We start from the raw sequence: 15,731 nt of genomic DNA, 5'->3' as shown, positions 1-15,731 counted from the left end.
CACAACATGAAAAAAATATATTCAATCCTTTTCCTTTTTTCATTCATGGCTTGTACAGATTTAGATCTGGAGCCTAAGAATGGCCTGGTTGAATCTGTGGCATTTGAAAACTTTGATGGCTACAAGTCCTATATCGCGAAGGTGTATGCTTCATTGACCCTTACCGGACAGCAAGGTGCAGCCGGTCAGCCGGATTTGACCATTATCAATGATGAGGGGTTTTCCAGCTACCTAAGGGTATGGTGGAAGGCACAGGAGTTGACCACTGATGAGGCCATCATTGCATGGAATGATTCAGGTATCAGAGACTTACACAATCACTCATGGGGAGCTGACAATCAGTTTGTCAGGGTGCTTTATTACCGAATTTTCTTTACGATATCGTTGGCTAACGATTTCATCAGAGCAGCCGAAAATTTACCTAGTGGCCTCACAGATACCGAAATCGCTACCATTGACGAATACATCGCCGAAGCTAGATTCATAAGGGCATTCTCTTATTGGCATGCCTTAGATCATTTCCGAAATATTGCATTGATCACATCCATCACTTCGGAGCTTCCTTCGCAGGTAGAGCCACAGGTTATTTTTGATTTTATTGAAAGTGAGCTCGAAGACATTGATAGTGAATTGTTGCCGGCAGGTCAAGCCAATCATGCTTATGGAAGGTTAGATCAGGCTGCAGCCTGGATGCTGAAAGCAAAATTATACCTCAACTCTGAGGTGTATACCGGAACAAGTAGATATGCAGATTGTATTACAGAAGTAAACAAGGTAATTAACTCTGGCGTCTACAGCCTGGCACCTAACTATCAGGAGCTTTTTATGGGCGACAATCATGTACGTACCGACGAAATCATCTGGCCAATCGTTCATGATGGACTGGTATCGCAAACATGGGGAGGCACAACCACGATCATTCGAGGCGGTATTGGTGGAGCCATGTCTGATGATGAACGCAGCGGCGCTCCTTTTGCCGATGAAGCGGAAAAAACATTTGGTGTTCCAAGCGGCTGGGCAGGCTACAGAACCACGAGTGCATTGGTAAATTTATTTCCCGGTGCGGCAACAGATCCTGATGGCAACAGCCCGGACGGAAGAGGTATATTCTTCACTGAAGGTCAGTCTTTAGAAATCGCTGACGTTGGAGAATTTACAGATGGATGGGCCGTTCCAAAATTCAACAACATTGAAGCATCTACCGGAAGAAGAGCACCTGGTGTGGATCAGGTAAGTACTGACTACCCCGTATTTAGACTGGCAGAAGCCTACCTGATGCTGGCAGAATCCGAACTCAGAGAGTCCGGAGCAATTAGTGCCACCACGCTAGGCTACCTGAATGATTTACGCATACGTGCATACGGAGACAATAGTGGAAATGTAACCCTAACAGATGTAGATCTGGATTGGATTCTGGATGAAAGAGGAAGAGAGTTATACCTGGAAGCAACCAGACGAACAGATTTGATACGATTTGCTAGGTTTTCCGGTGGAGATTATATCTGGCCATGGAAAGGTGGCGTAGATGTGGGAATGGCTTCACCGACTCATTTGGATATTTTTCCAATTCCGTCTTCAGATTTGATTGCAAATCCGAATCTGAAGCAAAACGACGATTATTAATCCCTTCTAATAACTTTAAAAAAGCGGCTCAGGTCGCTTTTTTTGTTCAAAACATATACCATGAAAGTAATATCCTCACTCCTACTCTTTTTATCGCTAAATGCGATTTCACAAGATGTGCAGCACATAGATCCTCCTTTTTGGTGGACGCAAATGCCTTCTCAGGAATTACAAATTATGCTATATGGTAGTGATTTGGGAGGACTCACACCTGAAATTGATTACCAAGGTGTGAGCATTGAATCAGTAGAGAAGCTGCCCAATCAAAACTACCTGGTTTTTAACCTAAGCGTATCTGAGCAGGCTAAGTCTGGAACTTTTGAAATCAGGCTGAAAGATGGCAGGTATACCAAAGCGAAAATTGATTATCAGCTTAAGGATCGAACATCAGACACCAATCGAAACCAAGGGTTTGATGCCAGTGATGTGATTTACCTGTTGATGCCCGACCGCTTTGCAAATGGAAACCCGGAAAACGATTCTGTAGAAGGAATGCTGGAAGCTGCGGATAGAAGTAACCCCAATGCACGACACGGAGGAGACATCAAAGGCGTATCGGATCACTTGGATTACATCAAAGACCTTGGGATGACAGCCGTATGGCTCACCCCTACTTTCGAAAATGACCAAACGCCAGAATACGGCGCATACCATGGCTATGCGGCTACAGACCTGTATAAAATAGACCGACGATTTGGGACGAATGAAGAATTCAAAGCATTGGTAGAGAAATGTCATTCCATGGATATGAAAGTGATTATGGACATGATTCACAACCACGTGGGGGATCAGCATTGGTGGCTTAAAGACCTGCCATCAGATGATTGGTTTCATGACATTGAAAAGTATGGAACCACCAATTTTCGTGGTGAGGTGCAGTCCGATCCTTACGCTTCGCAATACGATCTGGACAAACTTCAAAAGGGTTGGTTTGTACCGGAGCTGGCAGACTTAAATCAAAAGAATCCGGTGCTGGCTAAATACCTCATTCAAAATTCCATCTGGTGGATTGAGTACTCCGGGGTGGATGGCATCCGGATGGATACCTATGTATATCCTTACAAAGACTACCTGGCCGACTGGGTAGAAGAAGTAATGACCTCCTACCCCAACTTCAACATTGTGGGTGAAGCCTGGGTAGAAAAGGTGGGGCATGAAGCCTACTGGCAGGGGGATAAGGAAGGCGAGGACGATGGCTATGATTCCAAACTTCCAAGTGTGACCGATTTCCAAATTATGTTTAACCTGGATCAGGCGCTGACGGAGGATTTTGGCTGGAAAGACGGGCTATCCAAACTTTACTATGCGATCTCACAAGACCGCTTGTATGCTGATCCCATGAAAAACGTGGTGTTCATAGATAATCATGATACCGAGCGATTTTTTACTAAAATGGGAGAAGATGAGGATCTCTTTAAGATGGGCTATGCGTACCTCATGACCATCAGAGGAATCCCACAGGTGTACTATGGCATAGAGCTCATGCTTGCCAATGACCCGGTAAATGGAGATGGCAGAAAGCGCGCCGATATGATGGGCGGATGGCCGGAAGACAAGCGATCTGTCTTTACTGCAGCAGGAAGAACAAAAAAAGAAAATGAAGCTTACGATTTTGTGAAGAAGCTTACTAACTGGAGGAAGGATGCAAAAGCCATCCATGAGGGCAAGCTGACGCACTTCATTCCGGAAAACAACACCTATGTATTTTTCCGATACACGGATGATGAGGCGGTTATGGTAATCATGAACGGCAATGAAAAAGACGTAACCATGAAACGTGATCGTTTTGCTGAAATACTGGATGACTACCAAACTGGCGTAAACGTGTTAGATGGAGCTACCATCAATGTGCAATCTGATTTTCAGGTTGGGCCTAAGCAGACCGCTATTTTTGAATTGAAAAGGTAGGACTGGCTAACTAAGCTGTATTAAACCGTCAATCTATTTATGAGCCAGAAATTTGAGAGGAACATTACCAAGGTATTTCATGGAGCTCTATTAACATCCTTCCTAACTATTGCAATTCCATTAGTTGTAGCTCTTGCCACTGGCAGTAAATGTCCAACCTACATAGTCTGGCTAATCTTTTATGCTAACTTCTTTGTTTTATGGCCACTAATTATACTCTCACTCGTTGGACTAGTGATTTTCAACTTCAAAAATTCCGACTTAGTTAGAGGAATCGAGAAGTCATCTGTCAGAATACTAACTATGATTCTAACAGTAATTTCTGCGGTTTTAGTCGTTTATTTAGGCACTAAGGAACTTAAGTTCAGAAATAATAAACTGAGTGTTACCTTCAAAAACAATTCTTCTGAAATCGTAAGTTATTTGGTAGAGGCACTCTAACTGAACTTGATTCATTAGCACCATTTTCCGATACAACTTTGATTTTCAGAGGTAAGTCAATTCTCCGAAAGGTTGATAACGACTATGAAAATGAAGTAACTCTTCTCTATTACACTGACTCAACACATTTCAGACAACCAGTTTTGGAAGGTTTTGGAAGATGGACTGTATTTAATGGACCTTTTCAGCTTGACTTCTTCGGACTTGATTCTGTTGAATTAAACTACCTACCACAGTAGCAAAACCCAACAGTTGCTAGCACGCAAACTCCAGAATGCTACTTACATCGCAAATAGTATATTTGATGATAAATAACGCACACGATGTGCGTTCATTATAGTTAGCGTTCATTCTACATGACTCATCGACTCTTTCCTTTACTTCTCATTGGACTAACTGCGGTATTGAGCTATGTGCTAGACTGGCCTAACGAACTCATGAACTTTTCATTATCCATTATTCTTTTGGCTAGCGAACTCTTCAACTTCATCAAATATCAGAATCAAATCAAAACGGCAAATCTCATAAAGCTAAAATCTAATGACTGGTTAGGCGGCTGGGTGACAATTGCATTTGTAGTTTACTGGTTCTCTGATGAACCAATGAACGTTTGGAATATCGCAGCTATTGTTGGGGTGATCATCTATGGAATTCTCGATTCAATTCAGAATTTTCGAGCTCACTATTTAATTAATGAAGAAGGAATTCGAGACATGTATGGTAAACAACTCATAGAAGCTTCAGATATTACCACTACAGAATTTAACAGTGAACAAATTGCCATTCATACCACGAAATACACGAACGATTTGATCATTCAATCCTCAAAACTTGAGTCTCCGAGTTGGGACGAACTAACTTCAGAACTTTCAAAACTGTCGGACGAAGCTAACATACGGTAAGATTCGTTATCCATATTCCGATTCAACACCTACTTCTTCACCCAAAAGCCCTCTACCTCCTCGAGTGACTTTCCTTTCGTTTCAGGAATGAACTTGTACGTCAGGACAAGCGTAATCAGAATAAATCCGATGAAGATGAAGTAAGGCAAAGACTGGTTCCAAAATGGACCCTGATTGGCCTCACTCTCTACAATGACCGGAAATGATTGGGAAACCACATAATTCATCCCCCACTGTGCTGCCACAGCAACCGACATGGCCAGGCTTCTAATCCTGTTGGGAAACATCTCAGACAATAGTACCCATACAACCGGTCCCATGGACAAAGCGAATGAGCCTATGAAGACCAAAATACCTACCAACGATAGAAGCCCTACCTGATTGGTCATCAGGGTTATCCCTAACATCAGAAACCCGGTGGTCATCCCAAAGCATCCCAAATAGATCAGTGGTTTTCTACCAAACCGATCCACCGTACCCATGGCAATGAACGTACAAAGCAGATTCACACCGGCTAATAAAAGCTGCTGCTTCAGCACGTCCTCCTGCCCAAAACCCAGCGCTTTTTCAAAAATGTCTGCGCCGTAGTAGAGTACTGCATTGATACCGGTTAGCTGCTGTAAAGCGGACAAGGCAGACCCAATCAGCACAATTGGCAGGATGCCTTTGGCAAACAGATCTCCGATACTCGGCTTGTCTCTTTTATCTATCGAAAGACAGATCTCGCTAAACTCTTTTTCTGCCATGGACTCTCCGTGCAACTGCGCGAGGATGGTCTTTGCTTCCTCATCTCGTCCTTTCAGAATCAACCAGCGTGGACTCTTGGGTACAACAAACAACAGGAATAGGAATATCAGACACGGGATCAGCTCAGACCAAAACATCAATCGCCAGCCCTGGTTCAGGTTGTATTCATAATCTCCCGAGTTACCAATGGCGTAGGTAGCCAGAAATACCACAAAGAATCCCACTACAATGGCCAGTTGGTAATACGTGACCATTTTGCCCCTGATCGCCGCAGGAGATAGCTCGGCAATGTAGGTCGGCGCATTCATGGAGGCTATGCCAATCCCCAGTCCCCCAATGATTCGGAAGAACACCAATAAGGGAATTGACTGAGGTAAAAATGAAGGCAAACCGGAACCCCATGCAGAAATGGTGAATAGGATGGCAGATAGGATCAACGAATTTTTACGACCATAGGCTTTGCTGATCAGCCCGGAAAAAAGGGCGCCCACAAAGCAGCCCACCAGCGCACTACTCACTACCCAGCCTTTCATGACTGCATCCAGCTCAAAGTATTTACTGAAGTAAAACTGGGTGCCGTTGATCACCCCCGTGTCATACCCGAAGAGTAATCCTCCTAATGAGGATACAACCGTGATGAGTAGTAGGTTTTGCTTTTTCATAGGTAATTAGTTGATGGTGATCGCTTTCGTGTTTAGGTCTCTGGAGTTTGACCCTACAGAGATACGAAAGTCTCCCGGTTCAAATACTTTTTCTCCATGATCATTGATAAATGAAAGGTCGTCTTTTGTTAGCGTAAATTTTATGGTTTTTCGCTCATCGGCCTCAAAGAATATTTTCTGAAACCCTTTCAGCTCTTTTATGGGTCGGGTCAGTGAGGCAGCCACATCCTGAATGTATAATTGGACAACCTCCTCACCACCAACACTACCCGTATTTGTGACATCAACTTTGATATTGATTGACTCTCCGGACCCGGTTACCTTCAAATCTTCATACGTAAATGAAGCGTAGCTCAATCCGTACCCAAATGGAAATAGTGCGTCATTGGGTCCGTCCGTGTAGTGGGTCCAGAAGACATTCTCCGCTCGGTTAATTGGCCGGCCGGTGCTTTTCTGACTGTAATAAAGTGGCTCCTGCCCTGAGTGATGCGGAAATGAAACCGGCAATTTACCTGACGGATTGTAGTCCCCAAACAATACATCAGCGATGGCATTACCTGATTCAGACCCGGCAAACCACGTTTCCAGAAGTGCATTTGCATCTGTGGCTAAGTCCGGAATGGCTACCGGACGACCGGTCATCAGCACCACCACGATGTTATCATTTACTTTTTTAAGTTCATTGAATAAATCGATTTGGCTTCCTTTCAATCCAACGTCCATCTGGCTTCTGCCCTCCCCGGACTGGTAGCAATCCTCTCCCATTGCCATGACGACTACATCGCTCCTTTTCGCCAACTCAATGGCTTCCTTGAAACCCGTCTTATCGTCTTCGACAATGGTTAGCTCTTTCCCAAAACTTCTGTTTCCGACGGTCAACGTATATCCTTTTGCAAATTCCACCTTTGTATTGGCTGAAACGGCACTTTTAATTCCTTCCACAAGCGAGATGGCCGAATTAGGCACTGCTTGTGCGCGCCAGCTACCAAGCGGAATATCTTTACTTGCAGCCAGCTGACCAATGACTGCTATGGATTTAATTTCCTTCTTTAGTGGTAGTATATTGGTCTCATTTTTAAGCAATACCATGGACTTGCGTGCGGCATCACGCGCAGCTTCCAGGTTCTCTTTTGATAGTAATTCTTCTTTTTCTCGCTCGGAATCCGAATACCGATAAGGATCGTCAAACAGTCCCAACTTGTATTTCAACCTGAGTACTCTTCGCACTGCATCATCCAAAAGCTCCTCGCTCACTTCTCCTGAAGTGATTTTTGCTTTGAGTCCTTTTTCATACACCCGACCCTCCATGTCCATATCGCTACCGGCCTTCATGGCAATAGCTGCAGCCTGGGCAGTGTCCATGGCATATCCGTGGAAGATCATTTCCGGGATAGAACCCCAATCCGAAACCATCATGCCATCATACGCCCATTTGTCTTTCAAAATGGTCCGTTGCAAAAATTCGTTTCCGGTGGCTGGAATACCATTCAAATCATTAAAGCCATTCATAAAGGTTGCTACGCCTGCATCACTGGCAGCTTTAAAAGGAGGCAAAATGACATTGTAGAGTGTATGCATAGATACCTCCACGGTATTGTAATCCCTGCCCGCTTCCGCAAATCCATAACCCGCAAAGTGCTTGGCACATGCAGCGATGGTAGTTAGAGAGGATAAATCATCTCCCTGATATCCTTCCACCCAGGCTTTGGCCATTGCAGCTCCCAGAAATGGATCTTCTCCCGGGCTTTCCATGATTCGTCCCCAACGTGCATCCCGACTGATGTCAATCATTGGGGCAAATGTCCAGTGTAAGCCTGCAGCTGATGCCTCTCTGGCAGCAACCTCTGAACCTAATCGTGCCACTTCTGTATCCCATGAGGCAGCCTGAGCCAAAGGAACCGGCAACATCGTCTTGTAGCCATGGATCACATCATAGGCGAATAGCATAGGGATGCCTAACCGACTACTGTCTACTGCCAAAGCTTGCGTTCTGCGAATCTCATCTGCTGTCAGAACATTTAGCATGGCCCCTACCTGACCATTTATGATTTTCTCCGCTTTCCAGCGATTACCTCCTGAAGTAGGACCGGTAAACTCCCAGGTACCATTATACATGATTGTCTGACCAATCTTCTCATCCAATGTCATGAGTGACAGTAGGCTATCTACTCTTTGATCCATCGCATTGGTTGTAGAATTTGCCTGTGGACGATCGGAGCATGCATTGAAGCCCGATGCAATCAAGCAAATAATAACGCCTTTAAGGAAAGTAGATAGTGATTTTTTCATGACAATTTGTATTAGGTCATTGGTCTAAAATTTCGATTTTTCATCTTTATCCCAGATGCCCCAATAGGCACCTACATCTCCCTCATCACCTGTTTTCCAGGATTCATCAAAGGAAGAGAAATAGAAAATTTCAATGTCTTCTTGCTTGGACCAAAGCTGGGTATTGATGAAATACTTCATGGCGTTCTCATGAGAAGGTACCGCTCCATGAAAGACCTGCCCCTGATCGGGCCATCCGGTTTCCGTGATGATTACCCGCTTTCCATCAGCTGCCATCATCGCTCTCCGAAACATATCTTTCATGTAAAGCAATGAATACTCCAAGGCGCAACCTTCCCAATAAGGGTAGCAGTTGGCCAAGATCACATCACAAGCTTCCGTAATACGTGGTTTAAAACCAAATTCATAATAGGCGTCCACATAGCTGACAGGAATATCAGGAATTGCATCTTTCACCTGGTATATAAAAGCTAGTAACTCATCCTCGGTAAGGTCTTTACGATACAATACCTCATTTCCGACAGCTACAATATCCGCATGCCCTGCTTTTGCGACTTCAATTACTCCTTCTATTTCTTTTTGGTTAATCTCATCGTCAGTACCTAACCACGCACCTACCAAAGTCTTTAGGCCGTTTTCTTTCGCGATCTTGGGTATCATTTCATTCCCTTCGGTACACGAAAAAGATCGGACCCATTGGGTATGAGGTTTGATGATCTCAATACGCCTCTTGATTTGTTCCACAGAAAGCTGATCCCCCGGAGCTTGCCCCTCTTCATATGGACTAAAGCATAATCCGTGCATTCCATCATTCAAAAGCTCATTGTAAAGCTCCGATAACTCCTTCGAGGATTTTCCTGATAAGTCTTCACCTGCAAGTGATAATATTTCGTAACGTGCTGCCATATTTTTTAATTAAGAGAAAATCACGTTGATTTTTTCAATCGTGCCTGTTCTGTCAAATAGTTTTTTCGAATGTGATTCACTAAGCGCTCTTCCAGGCAGCTTATCTACATTCCCGTTGGTACTAATTATTTCAATTTCATTGGTGCTACCCCCCTTATAGATCACGGGTACTTGGCAATAGGTAAATGCCAATTGACCCGCTTCAATTTTGAGTGACTTCATCTCACCATTCAAATCGAAGTACTCGAAGACTGCAGATGCAGCTAAGTACTCTTCACTGTTTATGAAGATTGGATCAAAGTGAATTTTAGCATCTTTCACTACCACACCTAATTCAGCCCAGCGATTTAAAATATCTTCTTTTACCTGACCGGTCATTCCAGGCTGTTGCGCCCCTCTGCCTCCCGGAGTATGTGAGTATGGATCCGTTGGAATGGAACCGTACAACTCCGGATCTTTATTGATGCCAATGCCCGCTCTGATTTCATAATAATGATCGATCATACGACCCATTTCATTCGAACCCTGATACTTCTCCCAGTCCCAATAAATATTTTCCTGTACCGCCACTAAAAGCTTTGAAACCATGTGCCAGTAAATGCTCCCCAGACCTTCATACCCATAGAAAGTTCCTGATCTACCGGTAAAGGCCTTGTGATTAAATATCTGTTCAAATACATCCAGATACTGATCGTATTCTACCTCCGTTAATGCTTTATACTTCGTCTTCTTTAGTTTGTCTAAGGCAGTTTTTAAACTACTGGCGTTATTAAATGAACCATTGAAGTGGTAGTTGCCTTTAACATCACTGTAAATCACTGATCGATTACCATCTTCCAATAATTGCTTTGCCAGCGCTGAAGATTTGATAAACTCGGTTGGTATCAGGTTCTTTTCAAGGAATTTAGGCAAGGTCCTGTTTGGGTAGAGCATGTAGCTGTATTGGTCTGCTCTGAAAATTTCACTTCTTTTTAAGGCATCCAATACATCCAATGATTCTCCCAAATCCAGTAGTCCTGATGACAGAACTGCCACTTGTCCTTCCAGCATTTCGTACAGGTGATCAATCTTTGCCTCATCACCCTTTAGCGTCAAGAGATTATATGCATGATACAATCCATCTTCGCGCTTATTAGCTCTTATGGAGTGATCGATATGCATCAGCGTGGTTCTGAAAAAGGATTGGATTTTCTCAGCTGTTAACTGACTTGTGGTGGTAATAAAGCCCTTATATGCTGTTTTGCGATAGTTTTCACCCAATTTGCCCAGGCTATCGATCACCTCTCTTCGTTCTTTATCATCAAAGGCTCCATTCAGTAAGCTAAGCTTTGATTCGAGCAAATTATGGATGCCGTTAAAAAGACTGGCTACTGAATGATTGATAGAAATCTCTTCATCAACCCCTTCGAACAGTTCGATCATTGAGGAAGCAAATCTTCGCATGTAGTAAAGCGTCACCATACTCACACCATTACCTACCAATGCGTTATTGGCATCATTCCATTCAGGTCGTTGGGTGTTCAACCAAATACCTCCTTCCGGAACATAGTTGGTCATTTTAGCCAAAAAGGATACCAGTAGTTTTTCTGTTAAGTTGGCTTTTAGCAGCTCGTCATTTTTGAACACCAACTTACCATCAGATCCTATCTCCTCTACTCGTTTCTCAATGATGCTTTCTGTCTCATGGTCATAGTCGATGGTGTTTTGAGGATCCTGAGCAATCTCATCATAGCCTTTGATTCGATAGGGTACATTGGCATATACGAACTGTGGATTTGTCAATAACTGCTTCAAATCCTCTGATTGATGTGAGGTGGCAATCTCAAGAAGTTTTTGGAGGTAAATAATCTGATGGTCTCCCCAATACCCAATATAAGACCATGGATTATCCGGCTCAATCGTTTCCCAGTCAATGCCTTCCCGTGTGATACGATACGGATTGTATCCATCAATCGTGGATGCATTTACGAATTTGGTAATCATGGAAAGGATGTAATTCGGAAATGAGATAGCTAAAGCTTCCCAGTTCTGAAAAATATCCCGCCAGTTACCCTCATACTCTCTAAGCTTATTTCCCTCCTCGTCTTTTGTTGCGATTGTGAATCTATTCCATGGACGACTCGGGTCACCATGCCTTCTGCTGAACGTAAGTGGCAAGTATTCATGACAGATTCGTATGAGGTCAGCTTCATTTACTTTTTTAGCCTTTGCAACTAATTCATTGTAGTTGAACGTATCATCCAAGTCATTAAAGAATTTGGCTTGTGATTCAAATACCGTACGATTGATGACTTGAGCATACTTCAGAAAATCGCGCTTTTCCACTTGGTAATCTTCATCAAAGATTCCTCCACGCATGATATTGAAAAGTACATTTGAATAATGCCTTCCTACGCTCAGTTTATCGTCGGTTAATTGCAAGCCATCTGCTTTGGCTACCAGGTGTAATAACTTACTTGTCGCCCGTGATTGATCCGCTTTTAACTCTTCCGCTAACTTTTGCTCATCAGAAAGCTTTTCAATAAGCTCCACCACATCTGCATGGTCTTGATTGACTTCTGCAACGATGACCCATGACTTGACTTCTTTGGATTTTAAAGCAACTTCTGTATTTATGAAATATGCACCCCGTTCGGCTCTGACATCCGCCTCTGTTTCAAGTACCTCTCCTTTCCGAAATCTATCCAGTTGAAGGCTTGACAATAGGACACGATCTTTTTTAAGTCCAGTACTCCAAACTGTGGTGGTCTTGAGTGCTTCACTTGGTTCAGCCTTATCAACGATGATGGCACTAAGCATGTATAGACCAAGACCGGTTTGTTCATGCAATTCGTTCTTTTTGTACGCATTTACGAGATTGCTTGCACTTGCTTGTAAAGCCGAGCCCACACCATGGGGAAGGATGTTTTGAATACCATCAAGCACTTCAACATTAGCTTCTGAAGCTCCTACATTCGTCAACTTTGATTCCCGTATAAATCCATATGCTTCCGAAAATGACCATGAGTACTGAAAGGATAATTGAAGGTCTTCATTTAACTCCTCGAAAATGATTTTATTTCCGACACGGTTTTTAAAGAAATTTCTCCGCGATTTATAACCTCCCTCATACCGTACAGAAAATGGCTCCCATATCAGCTCTCTATCTTCCTTCTTTACCCGAAAAATGGTCTTACTACCAGTAGATTCAAAGTTATCCCGTACCCGATCATCAGTGTAGTAAGGAAATAATGCTGATTCCGAATTTTTTCTACCTGTGGTCAAGCCACCTGTGGTAGAGATAAACATCCAATGATCGGAGTGGCTGACCAAACTCATAAAGAATGGTCGCATACGATCATAGTTGTCAATCTTATAGTATTCTTCTCCACCAATTTGGACAAATTCACCATGGGTTGTTGACGGTGAATCTGCGAGCAGAAGCTCCTTTAAATAGGTAGGTTTTTTATTCATTAGCTAGTTATATAGAGTATTAAGGTTCGATTATAATGGTCTGTAAAGCTCTTGCCTGTATTTGAATGTTAGTTCTACTACCTTCCATTTCCACAGAGAAGCCTTTGGAATCAAGGCCCATGTTTAAGACAACTAAGGCAATACTTCCATCCGGATTTTTAACTGCAGTTGCCATCAAGTATGGATCTGATACTTCGATACCCAGCTTTATTGCTCCCGGCCTGATGTATCTACTAAAGTGAAGCATGGTATAATAGAGTGGAGTGAAATAGACTTCATCCTGATCCGGGTCAACAATCACCGGAGCGACACACCAGTTCTTAAACCAATTAGGTCCACCTTGTCTATCCAACACCATGTTCCAGTCGACCCAGCCATCAACCCAATTATTAAGTGAGCCAATCATGTCGCGTGCATAGCGATATACCGGAACATATTTAGGATGGTCCTTTTTCTTTTCCTCAGGAGCCCAGTCCCATCCCCAATCGGTAGCCTCTTTGGACCAATACCATTCATCATCTTGCCACTTAGGTACCTCGGCATCCACACATCCTTCTGTTTGAATCAGGTACTTGTCAGGCGCCATGTTATGGACCTTGGTTAACGATTCACCATACCACTTGAAAGTACTGGCGTACCAATGCACTGCAGTTCCATCAAAATATTTGGAGGTAGCTTCAGTGGCATACATTGCTTCTGCCCAATGGATAAGTTCTTCGTCACGGTTTTGGTCATAGCCGAAAATTTTGACGTCATGACCATCGGTTTCTAACTGTGGTCCCAGGTGATTTTGAACAAAATCTACCATTTCATCTGCAGAGTAATGCATACTTTCCCAGTTGCTGCCGTTACCCAATGGCTCGTTTTCAAATGTTACTCCCCAAATGTCAATACCTTCCTTGTTATACGCATCAATGTATTTAGAGAAGTACTGAGCCCAGGTAGGATAATGCTCCTTTAATAGCTTACCTCCTACCCAACTGTTATTATCCTTCATCCAGGGAGGAGCTGTCCATGGTGATGAGATGATTTTGAACCCATCGCTGGATACTTGCATGGCATCTTTGATCATCGGAATAATATCATCCCGATCCTCATCAATGGAAAAGCTACTCAGCGAGGTGTCACCTTCGTCTACATAAGCGTAATTGGATAATGAGAAATCACATGAATTGATATGTGTTCTGGTCAATGAATACTTCGCTCCACTATCTCCGAAATAAGCATCAATTACTTTTTCCCTGTTTTCAGTACTCAGCTGATTTAAAAGATAAGCGGAGGATTCAGTGAACGAACCCCCAAATCCTGTAATAACCTGAAATGTTTGGTCAGGGTTGATGACAATTTGCGCAGATGGATTTTCTGAAGAAAACTGCGTTAATTTCTGGTGGTTATTTCCACTTGCAGAAGTTTCGAATACCTCAACTTTCATTTCATTTTCTCCCATACATCCAATAAATAGAGCCGTCAAAAAAACAATGTATTTCAATGTAGCCTTCATTTCTATTGGTTTACGTAAAAAGGGATATTGGCATGAGCCGCATGATTGTTCCCATCATACACATACACAAAAAGACGATAAGCCCCTTCCTCCTCGGGTGCTGTAATTACAATCGATGATTGGTCAGCGCTTTCAATAACACCGAGCTTTTCCGGCACCTCTTCCTTGTCACCGCCTTCTTTTGTTTCTGTGCTTTCTTTCATAATCACCCACTTGAAACTCAAGGGATCCTCATCGTAATCCTCTGTGGCAACAGAAGCGGAATATTCGTAACCAGCATTCAGATAAACGTTCTCATCTGCTTTTTTCCCATTCAAATACATTGCGCTTAGCCGAGGCGTACGGTTTTGAGGCCATTCGTCATTCCATATGTAATGGATTACATCTATAACTTCTGTTTCCTCACCCTCCTTCAAAAAAAGCCCGTACCAGGTAGGTGTTCGTTCTTGTTTTTGACCCCAAAGAAAAACGTAGTTACCAATACATTGATCACCAAATGGCCCTATAGACTTATTATATCCTTTTAGATAAGTGGCTGCCTTCTCTGTGCTATTTTGTTCAAGAGGTGCACCCCAAGCTGTAGATTTCATTTCCCAATGACCAATGGCTCCCCACTCGGTTACCATATAAGGCTTGGTCCAGTTTGATTTTTGCAGCAAATCCTGAAGAACAAAAAGATCACCGTATACCTGAACACTTAAGAAATCAAGACTTGGTGCTCTTTCTTTAATGTCTTTTACTACCTCTGGATTTACAGAGGAAATAGTTGTAGTTGTAGGATGGTTCGGATCTACTTCATGGATCCATTTCGAAATTCGATTGACCTCATCATACACGCTTGGGTCCGTGTAATTAAGGTTCAATTCATTGCCAATACACCAGGCAAGCAAGGCCGGGTGATCTTTATTCGCTAATACAAATTTTTTAACCCGCTCAAACTGTTTATTTACTTGTTCTTTGTCACCATAATCCATGTCATGCCGTTCCGGTTGGATATAAAAACACATAAAAACGGTAACACCATGTTCATGAGCTATATCTAGTATTTCACTATTTTCTGCCCATGTTCTAATGGAGTTTCCACCATGCTCAACAAACTTTTTAATATCCCCGCTAAGTCCTGCCCCATTGAACAAATAAGGCTGTCCTCCTCTGTATAGTTGGTAAGCCTTTCCTTCTTTTCTTATTTCAACTTTAATGGGTCCATCATTTATAATTTCCTGGCCATCACCATTTTGATTGCACGAGATGATTAAAAAAAATGCAATGATTATTAATGAATAGTTGCCAACTCGCATA

The 15,731-nt window shown here is 43.0% G+C and carries 11 protein-coding genes; 5 read left to right on the top strand and 6 right to left on the bottom strand.

Going from position 1 to position 15,731, the window contains the following annotated elements:
* Positions 1-6: 6 nt before the first annotated feature.
* The 5 genes from ACO05G_RS04855 to ACO05G_RS04835 all read left to right on the top strand — a co-directional run bounded on the left by ACO05G_RS04855 (position 7) and on the right by ACO05G_RS04835 (position 4,874).
* Positions 7-1,623 carry a RagB/SusD family nutrient uptake outer membrane protein gene (locus tag ACO05G_RS04855; protein ID WP_421764945.1) on the top strand — a complete coding sequence of 539 codons (1,617 nt, stop codon included), beginning with the start codon at positions 7-9 and terminating at the stop codon, positions 1,621-1,623.
* Between the two features lie 60 nt (positions 1,624-1,683).
* Positions 1,684-3,531, top strand: a complete 1,848-nt coding sequence (locus ACO05G_RS04850; protein ID WP_421764944.1) for a glycoside hydrolase family 13 protein — start codon at positions 1,684-1,686, stop codon at positions 3,529-3,531.
* Positions 3,532-3,570: 39 nt separating this feature from the next.
* Entirely contained in the window at positions 3,571-3,972 is a 402-nt protein-coding gene (locus ACO05G_RS04845; protein WP_421764943.1) for a hypothetical protein, read from the top strand.
* A 38-nt stretch (positions 3,973-4,010) separates the two neighbouring features.
* Positions 4,011-4,211, top strand: a complete 201-nt coding sequence (locus ACO05G_RS04840) for a hypothetical protein (RefSeq protein ID WP_421764942.1) — start codon at positions 4,011-4,013, stop codon at positions 4,209-4,211.
* Positions 4,212-4,328: 117 nt separating this feature from the next.
* On the top strand, positions 4,329-4,874 hold the full coding sequence (locus ACO05G_RS04835; RefSeq protein ID WP_421764941.1) for a hypothetical protein: 546 nt from the start codon (positions 4,329-4,331) through the stop codon (positions 4,872-4,874).
* Between the two features lie 29 nt (positions 4,875-4,903).
* On the opposite strand, the gene ACO05G_RS04830 is transcribed toward ACO05G_RS04835, so the two are convergent.
* The 6 genes from ACO05G_RS04830 to ACO05G_RS04805 are packed head-to-tail and all read right to left on the bottom strand — an operon-like array spanning position 4,904 to position 15,730.
* On the bottom strand, positions 4,904-6,283 hold the full coding sequence (locus tag ACO05G_RS04830) for a sugar porter family MFS transporter (protein ID WP_421764940.1): 1,380 nt from the start codon (positions 6,281-6,283) through the stop codon (positions 4,904-4,906).
* Between the two features lie 6 nt (positions 6,284-6,289).
* Positions 6,290-8,572, bottom strand: coding sequence for a beta-glucosidase BglX (bglX, locus tag ACO05G_RS04825; protein ID WP_421764939.1), 2,283 nt, complete (start codon positions 8,570-8,572; stop codon positions 6,290-6,292).
* Between the two features lie 24 nt (positions 8,573-8,596).
* A complete protein-coding gene (locus ACO05G_RS04820; protein WP_421764938.1) occupies positions 8,597-9,478 on the bottom strand; it encodes a glycosyl hydrolase family 17 protein in 882 nt (293 codons plus the stop codon).
* 9 nt (positions 9,479-9,487) lie between these two features.
* Complete coding sequence (locus tag ACO05G_RS04815; protein WP_421764937.1) at positions 9,488-12,931, bottom strand: hypothetical protein; 3,444 nt, start codon at positions 12,929-12,931, stop codon at positions 9,488-9,490.
* Positions 12,932-12,950: 19 nt separating this feature from the next.
* Positions 12,951-14,432: a glycoside hydrolase family 30 protein gene (locus ACO05G_RS04810; RefSeq protein ID WP_348283985.1), complete on the bottom strand. Its 1,482-nt coding sequence runs from the start codon at positions 14,430-14,432 to the stop codon at positions 12,951-12,953.
* Between the two features lie 2 nt (positions 14,433-14,434).
* Positions 14,435-15,730, bottom strand: coding sequence for a glycoside hydrolase family 2 TIM barrel-domain containing protein (locus ACO05G_RS04805; protein ID WP_421764936.1), 1,296 nt, complete (start codon positions 15,728-15,730; stop codon positions 14,435-14,437).
* Position 15,731 lies beyond the last annotated feature (1 nt).

Origin of the sequence: Ekhidna sp., from assembly GCF_965227465.1 — a bacterium.
Lineage (GTDB): Bacteria > Bacteroidota > Bacteroidia > Cytophagales > Cyclobacteriaceae > Ekhidna.
Note: the sequence above shows the minus strand (reverse complement) of the source record. Positions and strands in the feature narration are given on the sequence as shown.